The organism is Streptomyces sp. PR69 (assembly GCF_026420845.1).
Taxonomy (GTDB): domain Bacteria; phylum Actinomycetota; class Actinomycetes; order Streptomycetales; family Streptomycetaceae; genus Streptomyces.
In genome coordinates this window covers 59,281-74,125 of sequence record NZ_JAOWCB010000014.1, presented here as the reverse complement: position 1 = coordinate 74,125, position 14,845 = coordinate 59,281, and the positions used below count along the sequence as shown (strand labels likewise).

Genomic DNA, 14,845 nt, shown 5'->3' with positions numbered 1-14,845 from the left:
CCCCGTCCGGCCTCCGTCCGACGCCTGTCCGCCCCTCGTCCGGGGCGTCCGGGATGCGCGGTCACCGGCGGCGCGTGAAGCTGCCGGTGGAGGTGGATGCGCATGGGCATCGACGAATACGGCGGCGGGCAGGGGCCCGGCTCCGAGGTCCTGGTCGTCACCACGAACGACATCCCCGGCCACCAGGTGCAGCAGGTGATCGGCGAGGTCTTCGGCCTGACCGTCCGCTCCCGCCATCTGGGCAGCCAGATCGGCGCGGGGCTGAAGTCCCTGGTCGGCGGTGAGCTGAAGGGCCTCACCAAGACCCTCGTCGAGACCCGCAACCAGGCGATGGAACGCCTCGTCGAACAGGCGCGGGCCCGCGGCGCGAACGCCGTGCTGATGTTCCGCTTCGACGTCGCGGAGGCGGCGGACGTGGGCACGGAGGTCTGCGCGTACGGCACGGCGGTCGTCATCACCCACGCGTAACGCCTCCGGCGCGGCCGACAGCTCCCCCCTGACGGCCCCCCGTCACGGGGCCCGCCCCCGGGGCATCACGTGTGCCCCACCCACCGTCAGGCCAACGCACCCGCACGGCGTACGACACCCCACACGCGACGCCCCAGCACTGCCGCACACACCGGACGCGCCAAGCATCCGCGGCCCTGCCACGGGGCCGACTCCCGGCATCGCGCGTGCCCCGCCGCCATCGTGCCCACGCACCCGAACGGCGTACGGCACCCGACCACGCGTCGGAGCCAGCGCGGCGCACACCGACACGTCAAGTACCCGCAGCCCAACGCCCCGCACAGCAGCCCCCTGACAGCACCCCACACCCCCGCCACGCGGCCCACCCCCCGGCATTGCGTGTGCCCCACCAGCCATCGTGCCCACGTACCCGGCCACGCGGCCCCCAGCACCACCGGACGCCGGACGCGCCCAAGCGCCCGCAGCCCAATGCGCCGTACAGCAGTCACCCGGCGAGCCAGCGCACCTGAAGGCTCAGTCGCCGCGGCCCACACACCAGCAGTCGCAGCCCGCCACCTGCCCCCGCGGCGAACGGCGCAAGCGCCCGAAGCGCACCGGGGATCCGGCCGCACGGCGGAAGCCGCACGCGGCACCGACGCAGTCTCCGATGCGAACACCCGTGACAGCAGCGGAGACTCCGCCGCACGGCGAAGCCGACGCGACGCACGGAACCCAAGATTCAACCGCACGGCGAAGCCTGCACAGCACCGGAGGTCCGGGGGGCTCCGCCACCCGCCGAGGCCGACGCGGCGCCGAAAGGGCCAGGGGCTCCGCCGCGTGGCGGAGCCTGCGTGGCGTCGGGGGCGGGGGTACGCAGTACCCCCGCCCTGCCAAAGGGCGGGCGGGTGGGAGAAGGCCCCCCGGGCCCGCGGACCGCTCAGGCCCCGTGCCGTGCCGCATTCGCGCGGATCGCCGCGCGTTCGTACACCGCCAGCCCCGGCCTCGCCTTGTCGATGTTCTCCGTGAAGCGGACGTCGTCGACGTACATGTCACCCAGACACCGGTGCATCTCGTGCGAGCACTCGTAGTGGTTGCGGCTGATCCACTCCCGGTGCCCCTCCGCCGCGTCCATCGCCGCCTCGGACTCCGCCGGCTCCCCCGCCTCCATCAGCGCCACAAAGCGCCGTGTGACCTCCTCGGCCTCGGCCTGGATGCGCTGCCAGTCCTCCTTCGTATAGCGCGCGGCCCTGCGCTGGGACTCGCGGTACTCCTCCGTGCCGCCCCAGCGCTGCTGGACCTCCTCCTCATAGGCGTCGGGGTCGAAGTCTCCGAAGACCTCGAACTTCTCCTCGGGCGTGAGATTGATGCCCATCTTTCTCGCCTCCATGGCCAGTTCGACGGCGGCGGCCATCTCCCGCAGCTTGGCGATCCGTCCGGTGAGCAGCGTGTGCTGCCGCCGCAGATGCTCCTGCGGGTCCGCGTCCGGGTCGTCGAGGAGCGCCGCCACCTCGTCGAGCGGGAAGCCGAGCTCCCGGTAGAACAGGATCTGCTGCAGCCGGTCCAGGTCGGCGTCGTCATAGCGCCGGTGGCCCGCGTGGCTGCGCTCGCTCGGGCAGAGCAGCCCGATCTCGTCGTAGTGGTGCAGGGTGCGCACCGTCACTCCGGCGAACGCGGCGACCTGTCCCACGGGGTAGCTCATCGCCTTCCGCTCCTTCGCTTTCTCGGTACGCCCTTCAGCCTGGGTCCTCACGCCACGTGAGGTGCAAGCCCGCTTTCCCGCACGCGCGCATCCCTATGGATCACCCAATGAGCTATTCGCCCCATTTATCCGTATGGTCGCGTGTGGAGATGGTCGCGTGTGCAGCCGCGCGGCCGGACCCGGCTGCGGGTCGAGTCCAACCCGCCCGGCGGGCTGTCGCCGGCGGAAACCGAGCGGAAATGTGAGCGGAAACGCGAGCGGAGGGCCGGAACGACCATGGTGCTCTACAAGGGTACGGAGAAGAACCCCGCACACGACTCCGCACGCGCCGCCGCGGCACAGCGCTCACGCTCGGAGCCGTCCGCCGCCGTTTCCCGGCTCTCCCCCAACCCCTTCTACGGACCCGCGGACCCGGTCGGCGGAATGACCTCGGCGCCGCCGGTGCACCGGCTCCCCGACGGCCCGATGGCGCCGGCCACAGCGCACCGTCTCGTCCGTGACGAGCTGATGCTCGACGGCAACTCCCGGCTGAACCTCGCCACCTTCGTCACCACCTGGATGGAGCCGGAGGCCGGGGCGCTGATGGCGGAGTGCCGCGACAAGAACATGATCGACAAGGATGAGTACCCGCGCACCGCCGAACTGGAACGGCGCTGTACGGCGATGCTCGCCGACCTCTGGAACGCCCCGGACCCCGACTCCGCGGTCGGCTGCTCCACCACCGGCTCCAGCGAGGCCTGCATGCTGGCGGGCATGGCGCTCAAGCGGCGCTGGGCGGCCCGCAACCGGGACCGCTATCCGGCGTCCGCCCGGCCCAATCTGGTCATGGGCGTCAACGTCCAGGTGTGCTGGGAGAAGTTCTGCGCCTTCTGGGAGGTGGAGCCCAGGACGGTGCCGATGGAAGGCGAGCGGTTCCATCTCGACCCGCAGGCGGCCGCCGACCTCTGCGACGAGAACACCATCGGCGTGGTCACGGTGCTCGGCTCGACCTTCGACGGGTCGTATGAGCCGGTGGCCGAGGTGTGCGCCGCGCTGGACGCGCTGCAGGAGCGCACCGGCCTCGACGTCCCCGTCCATGTCGACGGCGCGTCCGGCGCGATGGTCGCGCCCTTCCTCGACGAGGACCTGGTGTGGGACTTCAGGCTGCCGCGGGTCCGCTCGATCAACACATCGGGGCACAAGTACGGGCTGGTCTATCCGGGCGTCGGCTGGGCGCTGTGGCGCTCGCCGGACGAGCTGCCGGAGGAGCTCGTCTTCCGGGTGAACTACCTCGGCGGCGACATGCCGACCTTCGCGCTGAACTTCTCCCGGCCGGGCGCACAGGTCGTCGCCCAGTACTACACCTTTCTGCGGCTGGGCAGGGAGGGTTACCGGGCCGTCCAGCAGGCCTCCCGCGATGTGGCCCGCGCCCTGGCGGAGGGCATCGCGGCCCTGGGCGACTTCCGGCTGCTCACCCGCGGCGATCAGCTTCCGGTGTTCGCGCTGACGACCGCGCCCGGCGTGGAGAGCTTTGACGTCTTCGACGTGTCGCGGCGGCTGCGCGAACACGGCTGGCTGGTGCCCGCGTACACCTTCCCGCCGAACCGCGAGGATCTGTCCGTGCTGCGCGTGGTGTGCCGCAACGGCTTCTCGGCCGATCTGGCGGAGCTGCTGCTGGAGGATCTGCGCCGGCTGCTTCCGGAGCTGCGGCGGCAGCCGCATCCGCTGAGCCAGGACATCGAGCAGCCCACGGCGTTCCACCACTGACCGCGTCGCGCACCGCTCAGGCGTCGTCCTCGGGGTGCGGGACGCCGGTGGCGTACGGGTTGTCCTGCCCCTCCCCCAGTACGCCGGCGAACGGCTCGCCCTCCCCCGCGAAGGTGTGCGCGCCGCTCCCGATGCGCTCGATCAGCCCCCGCGTCCACTGGGCTCCGGCGTCCGCGGAGTGCACGCACAGGTGGCTCCCAGGACCAGCAGCCGGATCGCCGAGGCCGCCATGGCGCCTTCTTCCCAGTCAAGTTTGACTAGGCTGCCCGCGGCTGCCCTCGCGCGACTCCCCTCGCACTGCCGTCGTCAGAACGGGAACTGCGAGCGCCCGTGCTGCACCGAGATCCACTTCTGCGTGGTGAACGCCTCCAGCATCGAGTCGCCGTTCAGCCGCCCGACGCCGGAGTGCTTCTCACCGCCGAACGGCACGATCGGCTCGTCGTGGACCGTGCTGTCATTGATGTGGATCATGCCGGTGTGGATACGCCGGGCGAGCCGTACGCCCCGCTCCACATCGCCCGTGTGCACGGCCCCGCTGAGCCCGTACGGGGTGTCGTTGGCGATGCGGACCGCCTCCTCCTCCCCGTCGAACGGCACGATCAGCGCGACCGGCCCGAAGATCTCCTGCCGCAGGACTGGGGAGTCGGCGGGCAGCCCGGCAAGCACCGAAGGGGAGACCAGATTGCCCTGCGCACCGCCCTGCACCAGCGGTGTCGCCCCCGCCTTCACCGTCTGCTCGACAAGCGAGGTGACCGCCTCCGCCTGCGAGGAGTTGATCAGCGGCCCGATGTGGGTGGCGGGGTCCGCCGGGTCGCCGACGCGCAGGGTCCTGACCTTGGCGGTGAACTTCTCGGTGAACTCCGCCTCCACGCTGCGGTCCACCAGGATGCGGTTGGCGGCCATGCAGACCTGGCCCTGGTGTACGTACCGGCTGAAGACCGCCGCGTCCACCGCGTAGTCGACGTCCGCGTCGTCGAGCACGATCAGGGCGCTGTTGCCGCCCAGTTCGAGGATGGCGCGTTTGAAGTTCGCGGCGCAGACGGTCGCGACATGGCGGCCGACCCGGTCGGAGCCGGTGAAGGAGATCGCCTTGGGGACCGGGTGGGCGATCAGCGCGTCCCCGATCTCCGCGATGTCGGTGATGACGACATTGAGCAGTCCGGCCGGCAGCCCCGCGTCCGCGAGCACCTTGGCGACCAGCGCACCGCCGCAGATCGGGGTGTTCTGGTGCGGCTTGAGGACGACCGCGTTGCCCAGCGCCAGCGCCGGCGCGACCGACTTCAGCGAGAGGAGGAAGGGGAAGTTGAAGGGGCTGATCACGCCCACGACGCCGACGGGCAGCCGGTAGACGCGGTTCTCCTTGCCGTCGGAGGGCGAGGGCAGGATACGGCCCTCGGCGCGCAGCGCCAGCTGGACCGCCTCCCGCAGGAACTCCTTGGCGAGGTGCAGCTCGAAGGCGGCCTTGAGGTGGGTGCCGCCCAGCTCCGCGATGATCGCCTCGGTGATCTCCTGCTCACGGTCCTCGATGATCCGCAGCGCCCGCTCGAAGACCAGCCGGCGGGTGTACGGGTTGGTGTCCGCCCAGGCGCTCTGTGCCCGCTCGGCGGCGCGGTATGCCTGGTCGACCTCGTCGGCGGTGGCCACCGTGATGGAGGCCAGCTTCTCTCCGCTGTAGGGATTGAAGTCGATGATGTCCCAGGAGCCGCTGCCGGGCTTCCACTCGCCGTCTATGTACTGATGGGCCAGTTCGGTGAAGAAGGACATGATCGGATCCCTACTGCCGGTCGTCTGGGGGAACTGCCGGGTGGTGCCGTCTGCCGTACGTACCCACGACTGCTCAGCCATACGTACGTCCGGTGGCGCTGTCGCCGTTCACGGCTGCGACCGACCGCGCACGGCAACTGTCTGATGCCGTGTCATCGTACTGCTGTTTCAGATGAGTTGGAGTAGACCACGAAGAAGATCGCGGCTTCCCGCCGGATCGGGGCTGTCCTGCTGGAGCCGCTCCATCACCCGCTCGTACTGGGCGACGTCCTCGCGCTTGTCGAGGTAGAGGGCGCTGGTGAGCTGTTCGAGATAGACGAGGTCGGAGAGGTCCGACTCGGGGAAGCGCAGCATGGTGAACGCCCCGCTCTCGCCCGCGTGCCCGCCGAAGCTGAACGGCATCACCTGGAGGGTGATGTTGGGCTGCTCGGATATCTCGATCAGATGCTTCAACTGGGCCTGCATCACGGCCCGATCGCCGTACGGACGGCGCAGCGCCGCTTCGTCCAGCACGGCGTGGAAGTGCGGGGCGCGCTCGGAGACCAGGGTCTTCTGCCGTTCCAGACGCAGCGCGACCCGGCGGTCTATCTCGGCGGCCGGGGCGCCCGGCATGCCGCGCGCGACGACGGCATGGGCGTATGACTCCGTCTGCAGCAGACCGTGGACGAACTGCACCTCGTAGATGCGGATCAGCGAGGCCGCGCCCTCCAGGCCGATGTATGTCTGGAACCAGCCGGGCAGCACATCGCTGAAGCTGTGCCACCAGCCGGCGACATTGGCCTCCTTGGCGAGTCCGAGCAGCGCCTGGCGCTCCGTGGCGTCGGTGACGCCGTAAAGCGTGAGCAGGTCCTCGACATCCCTCGCCTTGAAGCTCACCCGTCCCAACTCCATACGGCTGATCTTGGATTCGGATGCGCGGATCGAGTATCCGGCGGCTTCACGGGTGATGCCGCGGGTCTCGCGCAGCCGGCGCAGCTGCGAACCCAGCAGGATGCGCCGTACCACGGAACCCCCGCCCGGCCCTTCGGACCGGGGGAGTCCCCACGCCCCGCCTCCAGCGTCGACACCGGTCACGGTCTCCGCCCTCCCCATCGCTGCTCGGCCTGTCCGTCTGTCTCTTGTACCTCCCCGGAGTCCCCCGAGCCCCGACTGCGGTGGATTCTGCCATCAAACGCTTCAGCGTGTACTCGTTCGATTACGGAAATGAGCCGCACTGAGCCAGCTCTCGGGCAGCAAAGGGCGGGAGAGCCGTGGAAGACCTGTGGAAGACCCGCGGAAGGCCCATGGAAGAAATGGTTAAGAAACGGCACGGGGCCGGACAGTGCGGGCGCGTGCACGTGCATCTGCCCTTGCATCTGCCCTGCGCATTGGGAACGATGGTGCCCGCGCACCTGCGTGCTCGTTCGTGTTGTCACACCACAACCGCGATTCCCGGGGAGTGCCTCGCATGGGGACGAATGGATCGACCATGCTCGAGCCGTTGCGGCAGGGGCTTCCTCCTTTCGACCCCTCCACTGTCTCCAGCTCGGCTTCGTGCGCACTGCCCGCCCGCTATGAAGCGGTCCGCGGGGCACGGCAGTTCACCAAGGCGACGCTCGGCCAGTGGGGTCTCGGAGAGCGTTTCGACGATGTGGCTCTGGTCGTCTCCGAACTGGTCACCAATGCGCTGCGGCACGCCCTGCCGCCGGCGGCGGACACGGCCTCGGGGCCCCAGGACCCGCCCGTACGACTGCACTTGATGCGCTGGACTGGCCGCCTGGTGTGCGCGGTGCGCGATCCCAGCGAAGAGAGCCCGGAGCCGGGCGAGCTGTCCGATGACACGCCCTTCCCTCCCGACCCGAGCGGTTCGGCTGAGTCCGGGCGGGGGCTGTTCCTGGTGGACTCCTTCAGCGACGGCTGGGGCTGGCATCCGCTGGCGGGGACGCTGCGGGGCAAGGTGGTCTGGGCGCTGTTCCGGCTGACTTAGCGGGAAACGCCGGGGCCTCACGGCAGCAGAGGGCTCGGCATAAAGGTGAGGGCTCGGCCGGACGGCCGAGCCCTCTGTGCGCTGTACGGCCGTCAGCCTCCCGCGACCAGATGGTCGAACTCGCCGTCCTTGACGCCCAGCAGCAAGGCTTCGATCTCTGCGGGCGTATAGACCAGGGCGGGCCCGTCCGGGTGCCGTGAATTGCGCATCGCCACATGCCCGCCGGGCAGTTTGGCGAACTCCACGCACGAGCCCTGCGAGTTGCTGTGCCTGCTCTTCTGCCAGACGACCCCTTGAAGCTCCGTGGCCGCCATGCCGTTGTACACGTCGTGCACAGTCGCTCCCGGGATACAAGGTGCAAGGGTCAACTGTTCCCGGATCATAGCCGCGTTCACGTGCGGATGCATGGACGGATGCAGACGCAGATGCACGTGCACGGAGGGTGCTCCCGCGGTCACCTCCTCAGGAGAAGACGCACGACGGGCTCCGGAAGCTCCCGGAGAGCACGGAATTCAGCCGTTCAGCTGCTGTCGGCGATCAGCGTCCCGTGGAGGAGTAAGGCAACAGCGCCATCTCCCGGGCATTCTTGATCGCCCGAGCGAGCTGCCGCTGCTGCTGCGCCGAGACACGGGTCACCCGGCGGCTGCGGATCTTGCCGCGGTCGGAGATGAATTTCCGCAGCAGATCGGTGTCCTTGTAGTCGATATAGGTGATGTTCGCCTGGTCCAGCGGATTGGGGCGGGACTTGGCGGGCTTGCGCGCATCGGGGCGGCGGGGCATGTCAGACCTCCAGGAGGTTGTCGAAGGCGGGCGGCAGCCGCTTCCAGGCCTCACGGCCGGCGGCGTACTCGGCGTCGGTCAGCAGGCAGGACTCCAGGAGCCGCGTCAGACCGTCCCGGTCCAGACCGGGTGAGGTGAAAACCAGGTGCTGGCAGCGGTCCCCGTGCTCGAAGTCCCAGTCCAGCGCGGCCGCGGCCCTGCGGACCGGCGGCACCATCTCCCAGGCGGCGTCCGGGAGCGATGCGAGCCAGGGGCCCGCGCTCTCCACACAGAGCGCACCGCCGGCGGCGTCCCAGGCCAGCAGGGTGTCCGGCCGGTCGGCGAGCCAGAAGCGGCCGCGGCTGCGGGCGGCCGCGCAGGTCAGATCCTCCAGCGCGGCATACAGCCGCCCCGGGTGGAAGGGGCGGCGGCGGCGCCAGACAAGGGTGCCGACGCCGCTCTCCTCCGCGTCCTGCGGCAGCAGCGCACAGGCCGGATGCTGGGCGGCGGCCGCCGCCTCGACATCGAACCCGGCGAACGCGGCGGCGGCCAGACCGTCGCCCGCCACGGGCGTCTGACGGGCGGTGGGATGGAGCTGGGCGAGCAGCGCCCGGTCTTCGTCGTCGGCGGCATCCGCCTCCTCGCCCTCTGCGATCGCCAGCACCGGCGCATACTCCAGCTGGCGCGCCCAGGTGTCGGCGACGGTCCGCTGGTCGGTCGAGGCCGCGGCGAGTCCCGCCTCCATCAGGTCGTCGCCGTTGCCGAGGTAGGGCAGCAGCAGAGCCGGGTCGACGGCCGTGATCACCGAGGTGACGGCGAGGTCGTCCCCGCCGTGTGCGGCGACGACCTCCGCCATCGCCTTCGGCTCGACCGAGTCCCAGAGCTCGACGATCGCGAGCCGCGTCATACGGCCGTGCGCCAGCCGCTCCAGCTCCGGCACGAGATCCTCGCGCAGCGCGCAGCAGGCGCAGTCGTTGACCAGCGGGGTCTCACCGGTGTCAAGGACCTCGCGGGCGTCGCGCACGGTGCGGAGGACCGTGCCGCGCTCGGCGGCGCCGGACAGATCGTGGTGGAGCGCGACGCTGCCGGGCACGGTGTCGAGGAGCCGCTGTACGGCGGCCCTGCGGGCGTCGGAGTGCAGTCCGGCGACGACGGCGACGGGCAGCACTCCGTCCGGCAGCGCCTTATCCGGCCGCGCCCTGTCCGGCCGCCCGTTGTCCGGCCGCTCGCTTCGGGACGACGAGCCGTCCATCAGCGGGCCTCGCCCTTGTCGCCGGTCCGGCGTCCGCGTCCGTAGCGCTGCTCGAAGCGCTCGACGCGGCCGGCCGTGTCAATCACCCGTGCGGTCCCCGTGTAGAAGGGGTGGCTCGCGGAGGAGATCTCGACGTCGACGACCGGGTAGGTGTTGCCGTCCTCCCATTCGATCGTCTTGTCGCTCGTCATGGTCGAGCGGGTCAGGAAGGCGAGGCCGCCGGACTTGTCGCGGAAGACGACGGGTCCGTACGGGGGATGAATGCCGGGCTTCATGGTGCTCAGCGCTCCTCTCGGAAGTCGACGTGGCGGCCGGCGACGGGGTCGTACTTGCGCAGGGTCAGCCGGTCGGGGTTGTTACGGCGGTTCTTCCGGGTGACGTAGGTGTAGCCGGTGCCCGCTGTGGAGCGGAGCTTGATGATCGGGCGGAGTTCGTTGCGGGCCATGGGAGGTAGAGTAAATGGAAATGGTTTCCATTACCAAACCATGGTCCATACCCACGACCGAGAGGTAGGTCACCCTTGTCCGCCCACTGCCAGCTGACCGGCGCCAAGCCCGGCTTCGGCAATGCCGTCTCCCACTCCCACCGGCGCTCCTCGCGCCGCTTCGACCCCAACATCCAGCGCAAGCGCTACTGGCTGCCGAGCGAGGGACGGCATGTCCGGCTCACCCTCAGCGCGAAGGGGATCAAGACCATCGACTCGATCGGGATCGAGGCCGCCGTCGCCCGGATCCGCGCCCGCGGGGTGAAGATCTGATGGCGAAGAAGAGCAAAATCGTCCGCAATGAGCGGCGTATGGAGATCGTCGCCCGGTACGCCGAGCGGCGCGCCGAGCTGAAGGAGATCATCCGCAGGCCCGGCGCAAGCGAGTCGGAACGGCTCGCCGCACAGCGCGAACTGAGGCGTCAGCCGCGCGACGCGAGCGCCACGCGCGTGCGCAACCGGGACGGCGTGGACGGCAGGCCGCGCGGTCATCTGCGGAAGTTCGGCCTCTCCCGGGTACGGATGCGCGAACAGGCGCACGCCGGATTCCTGCCGGGGGTTCGCAAGTCGTCCTGGTAGCTTGCGCAGTTGGGCAGCCGCCCGCGCCAGCCGTCACGAGAGGATGAGCCGTGCTCAGATCCGTACGTACGCCGGTACGCACGCCCAAGCGGGTGCCCGCGCCCATGCCGGTGCGCATGTCGGTGTGCATGTCGACGCGGATGCCGGTGCGATTTCCGGTTCGTCTGCCGGTTCGTCTGCCGGTGCGCATGTCGGTGCGCATGTCAGGGGTCGCCGCGGCCGTCGGTCTGCTGACGGCCTCGCTCGCCCTCGCCGGATGCGGCGGCGGAGGCGGCGGCTCCGACACGTCAGAGCCCTCCGGCACTCCGACGGCATCCACGGCCGGGACAGGCGCCGCGTCGCTCAGCAGCCTGGAGGGCAGCTGGTCCGGGAAGACGGACGGCAGGCCCGTCGCCCTCTCGGTCACCGGCACGCTCGCGGTGGTCGTCGCGGGCGGCCAGGTCTGCACCGGCCAGGTCACCGACGCGGGCGCCTCGTCCTCGGGCAAGCCGACGCTCACGCTCACCTGTGCGAGCGGCGGATCGGAGCGGACGGCGGGCACGGTCGAGTCCAATGACGGCGAAACCCTCGTCCTCGCCTGGGAGGCGGGGACGAGGGACACGCTGGTCAAGACCGACCCGGGCGAGCTGGATGACGCGAAGCTCCCGGACGGGACGCCGCTGAACACGCCGACGGGCATTCCGACGCCCTGAGAACCCTTTCGGACGCTTCCCGGCCTCCGAGGCCGGGGCGGGGTGCGGGTGCGGATGCGGGTGCGGGGTGCGGGGTGCGGGTGCGGGGTGCGGGTGCGGGTGCGGCCAGGCGTCAGCCGCGCGTCAGCTGTCGCCGCCTTCGTCGATCAGACGGCGTACCTCGCGGTCGATCAGGCCCAGACGGGCCTCCGCCACCAGCGGGACCGAGCGGCGCTGGCGGCGCGCCTCGTGGGCGTCGATGTCGACCGTGACCAGGCCGGGCTCCCACTTGGGGGCCTGCGCCACCACCGTCCCCCGCGGGTCCACCACCCGGGAGCCGCCCCAGAACGACGCGCCGTTCTCATTGCCCACGCGGTTGACGAAGACCACCCAGCACTGGAGCATCCGCGCCGTGTAGACGAGCAGGCTGTCCCAGTACAGCCCGGTGTCCATGGCCTCGGGGTCCAGACTGGCCGCGCTGTTCGCCGGGACGATCACCACCTCCGCGCCGTCCTGCACGGCGATCCAGGGGAGCACCGGCTGCCAGGCGTCATTGCACACGAGCGTCGCCGCCCGGCCGTGGCCGCGCGGCAGCTCGTAGGCGCGCAGATGCTGCCCCGGGCTGACGTGCTTGCGCTCCTCCCAGGCGAGGTAATTGGGCAGATACAGCTTGCGGTGGGCGTGCAGCAGCTCCCCGCCCGTGTAGTACGCACAGGTGTTGTACGCACGCAGGGCCGTGTGCTCATGGAAGCCGATCACGACATCCGTGCCGAGGGTTCCCAGCTCCAGCAGCCGCGGATCGCGCGCCTCGACCGAGGTGTCCCTCCTGAGCGCGCCCAGGTGGTAGCCGTTGAGGTGCAGCTCCGGGAAGACGACGAGGTCAGCGCCCTGGGCGACGGCCTGCGACACCTGGTCCCGCGCCGTTTCGAGGTTGCGCTCCACCTCTCCCAGTTCGCACTCCATCTGTGCCAGTGCCACTCGCATGGGGCCGAGCCTGACAGCGTGCGGCCCCGACGGCACGCGGAGGGCCGCCGTTCGGCAGGGGAGGCCGCCCGGGGGCCTTGGGGGCGGGGCCTTGGGGCGGGGTCGGTCAGCCCGCGGTCGTCGTGGCCCGGAGGGTCCGCTTGGCCAGCTCATAGGCCGGGAGCATCTCCTCGTGCTCCTCGGTGTCCAGCCCGCCCAGATGCAGCACGACCAGGCCACCGGGGGCCGAGACGGCCAGCGCGCGCTCCTTCTTCGGCTCGTCCAGGAACTCGCTGGTGTTGAGATAGCGCACCTCGGCCGCCGGGAAGCCGCCCGCCTTCGTCTCGGTGAACGTCACGGCGTCCCGGCTCTTCGCCTCCTCCGCGACGAACGCCTCAAGCGCCGCGCGGGCGTCGCCGCCGCCCTTGCCCTCGGCCGTCCAGACGCGCAGGAAGCCGATGTTCCCCGCCGGCTTGGCGTCGATCTCGCAGACGAGGGTGACGGGTCCGTGCGTCAGCGCTCCGAACTCCGTGTCAAGCTTCACCGCCTCCGGCTCCCAGGAGGCGGCGAGGCCGAAGGTCACGGGCAGCTCGCACGCGGCGCCCCGTGCACCGAGGGAGCGGCCGTCGGCGGTCGGAGTCGAGGGCGGGGCCGAGGTCTTGGTCGGGGTCGTGGTCGGGGTCGGCGAGGACGCCGCCGTCGCCTCTGCCTGCTCCGTGCCAGGCTCCCCGGAGCAGCCGCTCAGCACCCCGGCGGCCAGCACCGCGGCGGCCAGCATCGCGCCCGAACCGCGCAGCTCCGGCGCTCTTCTCCCGCGACGCTCGCTTCGCATGGTCGGCCCCCGCTCTGTTCTGCGTTCCGTGCTTCCGTCGACCGGCCAACCATAGAGAGTGCGCGCCGAGCGCCGTCATCGGCCCTGTTGTCAGACCCCGCTGCCACACTCGCATCCATGAGCGAACGATGGGCCGTGACGGCGGCCGAGGGTGCGGGCGACGGCGCCCGGCTCGTCCCCCTCGGCCCTGACGGGCTGCCCGCAGGCCCGGTCGTGGAGGAGCCCGATCTGATCACGGCCGTCCGGTCCCGGCCGCATGTCACACGGTGGGTGTGGCGCTCTGCCGCGGAGCTCTATCCACATGTCCGCCAGTAGTGGCAAACGAGATCGGGGAGCTCCCGGCGGAGCCTGCATGCGGAAGACGCAGTGACGGCCTGTACGAATTTCTCATCGATGCCCATGTACCGACTGTGTAGCGTGATCCGTGTGCAGCTTCGGTACAGCTTCCGCCTGTACCCGAGCGCCGGTCAGCGCACGGCGTTGGCACGGGCGTTCGGGTGCGCGCGGGTGGTCTACAACGACGCCCTCAGGGCTCGGGAGACCGCGCGCAGCCAGGGCCTGCTGTTCCCAAAGGTCGGCGAGTTGTCCAAGCGGCTCATCACCGGGGCGAAAAGCACCCCAGAACGGGCCTGGCTCGGCGAGGTCTCAGCCGTCGTACTCCAGCAGTCCCTGCGCGACCTGGACACCGCGTACCGGAACTTCTTCGACAGCTTGAAGGGCAAACGCCCGAAGATGGGTGCGCCCCGGTACAAGTCCCGCAAGGACACGCGGCAGGCCGTCCGGTTCACCGCCAACGCCCGCTGGTCCATCACGCCAGGGCGGAAGCTGCGTCTGCCGAAGATCGGCGATCTCAAGGTGAAGTGGTCGCGCACGCTGCCCTCCACACCGTCCACCGTGACGGTGATCAAGGACGCCGCCGGGCGGTACTTCGCGAGCTTCGTCGTCGCGACGGACGCCTCGGAGGTGCTGCCGGAGAGGGCGCCCGAGGTGGGCGTCGACCTCGGGCTGGGGCACTTCGCGGTCCTGTCGGACGGCACGAAGATCGACTCTCCGCGCTTCCTGCGCCGGGCGGAGAAGCGTCTGAAGAAGGCGCAGAGGGCGCTCTCCCGCAAGGAGAAGGGCTCCAGCAACCGGGACAAGGCCAGGGTCCGCGTCGCACGGGCACACGCCCGTGTCGCAGACGCGCGCCGCGACTTCCACCACCAGCTCTCCACCAAGTTGATCCGCGAGAACCAAGCGGTCGCCGTGGAAGACCTCGCGGTGAAGGGACTCGCCCGCACGCGCCTGGCCAAGTCCGTCCACGACGCCGGATGGTCCGCGTTCGTGAGCATGCTGGAGTACAAGGCCGCCCGGTACGGGCGCACCTTTGTGAAGATCGGCCGCTTCGAGCCCACGTCTCAGGTGTGCTCACAGTGCGGTGTGCAGGACGGCCCCAAGCCCCTGCACGTCCGTGTGTGGACGTGCAGGGCGTGCGGAGCGGCCCTAGACCGGGATGTCAACGCGGCGGTCAACGTCGCCAAGGCGGCCGGACTGGCCGTGTCAGCCCGTGGAGCGCAGGTAAGACCAGGATTCGTCCCGGCGCAGCGCAGCGAAGCGGGAACCCACCCGACACCGCAGCCTTCAACCGCGCGGTAGGCGGAGATCGCCCCCCTCAGGGGGAGAGGATGTCAATCCGACGCCAAGT

General features: G+C 70.5%; 17 protein-coding genes and 2 pseudogenes. 8 read left to right on the top strand and 11 right to left on the bottom strand.

All coding sequences use genetic code 11. From position 1 onward, the window contains the following. The first annotated feature begins 102 nt into the window (after positions 1-102). Entirely contained in the window at positions 103-468 is a 366-nt protein-coding gene (locus tag OF819_RS15885; protein ID WP_267244173.1) for a YbjQ family protein, read from the top strand. Between the two features lie 916 nt (positions 469-1,384). On the opposite strand, the gene OF819_RS15880 is transcribed toward OF819_RS15885, so the two are convergent. Then, on the bottom strand, positions 1,385-2,146 hold the full coding sequence (locus OF819_RS15880) for a MerR family transcriptional regulator (protein ID WP_267244172.1): 762 nt from the start codon (positions 2,144-2,146) through the stop codon (positions 1,385-1,387). A 276-nt stretch (positions 2,147-2,422) separates the two neighbouring features. Between OF819_RS15880 and OF819_RS15875 the strand changes: the two genes are divergently transcribed. Then, positions 2,423-3,892, top strand: a complete 1,470-nt coding sequence (locus tag OF819_RS15875) for a glutamate decarboxylase (protein WP_267244171.1) — start codon at positions 2,423-2,425, stop codon at positions 3,890-3,892. Positions 3,893-3,908: 16 nt separating this feature from the next. Here OF819_RS15875 and OF819_RS15870 read toward each other — a convergent pair. The 3 genes and pseudogenes from OF819_RS15870 to OF819_RS15860 all read right to left on the bottom strand — a co-directional run. Next, positions 3,909-4,082 (bottom strand): annotated as a pseudogene (locus OF819_RS15870) (PadR family transcriptional regulator); the annotation flags it as partial. A gap of 116 nt (positions 4,083-4,198) precedes the next feature. Continuing rightward, positions 4,199-5,656 carry an aldehyde dehydrogenase family protein gene (locus tag OF819_RS15865; protein ID WP_267244263.1) on the bottom strand — a complete coding sequence of 486 codons (1,458 nt, stop codon included), beginning with the start codon at positions 5,654-5,656 and terminating at the stop codon, positions 4,199-4,201. Between the two features lie 168 nt (positions 5,657-5,824). Further along, the gene (locus OF819_RS15860; RefSeq protein WP_416370548.1) at positions 5,825-6,748 is read right to left on the bottom strand and encodes a helix-turn-helix domain-containing protein; all 924 of its coding nucleotides are present in this window, start codon (positions 6,746-6,748) and stop codon (positions 5,825-5,827) included. Positions 6,749-7,103: 355 nt separating this feature from the next. On the opposite strand from OF819_RS15860, the gene OF819_RS15855 reads away from it, so the two are divergent. Further along, positions 7,104-7,622, top strand: coding sequence for an ATP-binding protein (locus OF819_RS15855; RefSeq protein ID WP_267244170.1), 519 nt, complete (start codon positions 7,104-7,106; stop codon positions 7,620-7,622). Positions 7,623-7,714: 92 nt separating this feature from the next. On the opposite strand, the gene OF819_RS15850 is transcribed toward OF819_RS15855, so the two are convergent. The 5 genes from OF819_RS15850 to rpmG form a co-directional block, all read right to left on the bottom strand. Beyond that, on the bottom strand, positions 7,715-7,957 hold the full coding sequence (locus OF819_RS15850; protein ID WP_240134301.1) for a DUF397 domain-containing protein: 243 nt from the start codon (positions 7,955-7,957) through the stop codon (positions 7,715-7,717). Positions 7,958-8,159: 202 nt separating this feature from the next. Continuing rightward, positions 8,160-8,402 (bottom strand): 30S ribosomal protein S18, encoded by a 243-nt coding sequence (gene rpsR, locus OF819_RS15845; protein WP_267244169.1) that lies wholly within the window; start codon positions 8,400-8,402, stop codon positions 8,160-8,162. A 1-nt stretch (position 8,403) separates the two neighbouring features. Continuing rightward, positions 8,404-9,633, bottom strand: a complete 1,230-nt coding sequence (locus tag OF819_RS15840) for a CobW family GTP-binding protein (protein ID WP_416370547.1) — start codon at positions 9,631-9,633, stop codon at positions 8,404-8,406. Beyond that, positions 9,633-9,908, bottom strand: a complete 276-nt coding sequence (locus OF819_RS15835; protein ID WP_267244168.1) for a type B 50S ribosomal protein L31 — start codon at positions 9,906-9,908, stop codon at positions 9,633-9,635. The genes OF819_RS15840 and OF819_RS15835 overlap by 1 nt, the downstream gene beginning before the upstream one ends. 5 nt (positions 9,909-9,913) lie before the next feature. After that, positions 9,914-10,078 carry a 50S ribosomal protein L33 gene (gene rpmG / locus OF819_RS15830; protein ID WP_014150502.1) on the bottom strand — a complete coding sequence of 55 codons (165 nt, stop codon included), beginning with the start codon at positions 10,076-10,078 and terminating at the stop codon, positions 9,914-9,916. Between the two features lie 75 nt (positions 10,079-10,153). Between rpmG and rpmB the strand changes: the two genes are divergently transcribed. Genes rpmB through OF819_RS15815 form a run of 3 tightly spaced genes read left to right on the top strand, consistent with a single transcriptional unit; the run spans position 10,154 to position 11,387 of the window. Next, positions 10,154-10,390, top strand: a complete 237-nt coding sequence (rpmB, locus tag OF819_RS15825) for a 50S ribosomal protein L28 (protein WP_267244167.1) — start codon at positions 10,154-10,156, stop codon at positions 10,388-10,390. Beyond that, a complete protein-coding gene (gene rpsN, locus OF819_RS15820; RefSeq protein ID WP_267244166.1) occupies positions 10,390-10,695 on the top strand; it encodes a 30S ribosomal protein S14 in 306 nt (101 codons plus the stop codon). Before rpmB ends, rpsN begins: the two co-directional genes overlap by 1 nt. Before the next feature lie 50 nt (positions 10,696-10,745). Then, entirely contained in the window at positions 10,746-11,387 is a 642-nt protein-coding gene (locus tag OF819_RS15815; RefSeq protein WP_267244165.1) for a hypothetical protein, read from the top strand. A 123-nt stretch (positions 11,388-11,510) separates the two neighbouring features. Here OF819_RS15815 and OF819_RS15810 read toward each other — a convergent pair whose 3' ends face one another. Further along, positions 11,511-12,350, bottom strand: coding sequence for a nitrilase-related carbon-nitrogen hydrolase (locus OF819_RS15810; protein ID WP_267244164.1), 840 nt, complete (start codon positions 12,348-12,350; stop codon positions 11,511-11,513). A gap of 106 nt (positions 12,351-12,456) precedes the next feature. Next, positions 12,457-13,161, bottom strand: coding sequence for a lipoprotein (locus OF819_RS15805; protein ID WP_267244163.1), 705 nt, complete (start codon positions 13,159-13,161; stop codon positions 12,457-12,459). 117 nt (positions 13,162-13,278) lie between these two features. On the opposite strand from OF819_RS15805, the pseudogene OF819_RS15800 reads away from it, so the two are divergent. Both OF819_RS15800 and OF819_RS15795 read left to right on the top strand, forming a co-directional pair. Beyond that, positions 13,279-13,467 (top strand): annotated as a pseudogene (locus tag OF819_RS15800) (bifunctional 3'-5' exonuclease/DNA polymerase); the annotation flags it as partial. Positions 13,468-13,587: 120 nt separating this feature from the next. After that, the gene (locus tag OF819_RS15795) at positions 13,588-14,796 is read left to right on the top strand and encodes an RNA-guided endonuclease InsQ/TnpB family protein (protein ID WP_267244162.1); all 1,209 of its coding nucleotides are present in this window, start codon (positions 13,588-13,590) and stop codon (positions 14,794-14,796) included. Positions 14,797-14,845 lie beyond the last annotated feature (49 nt).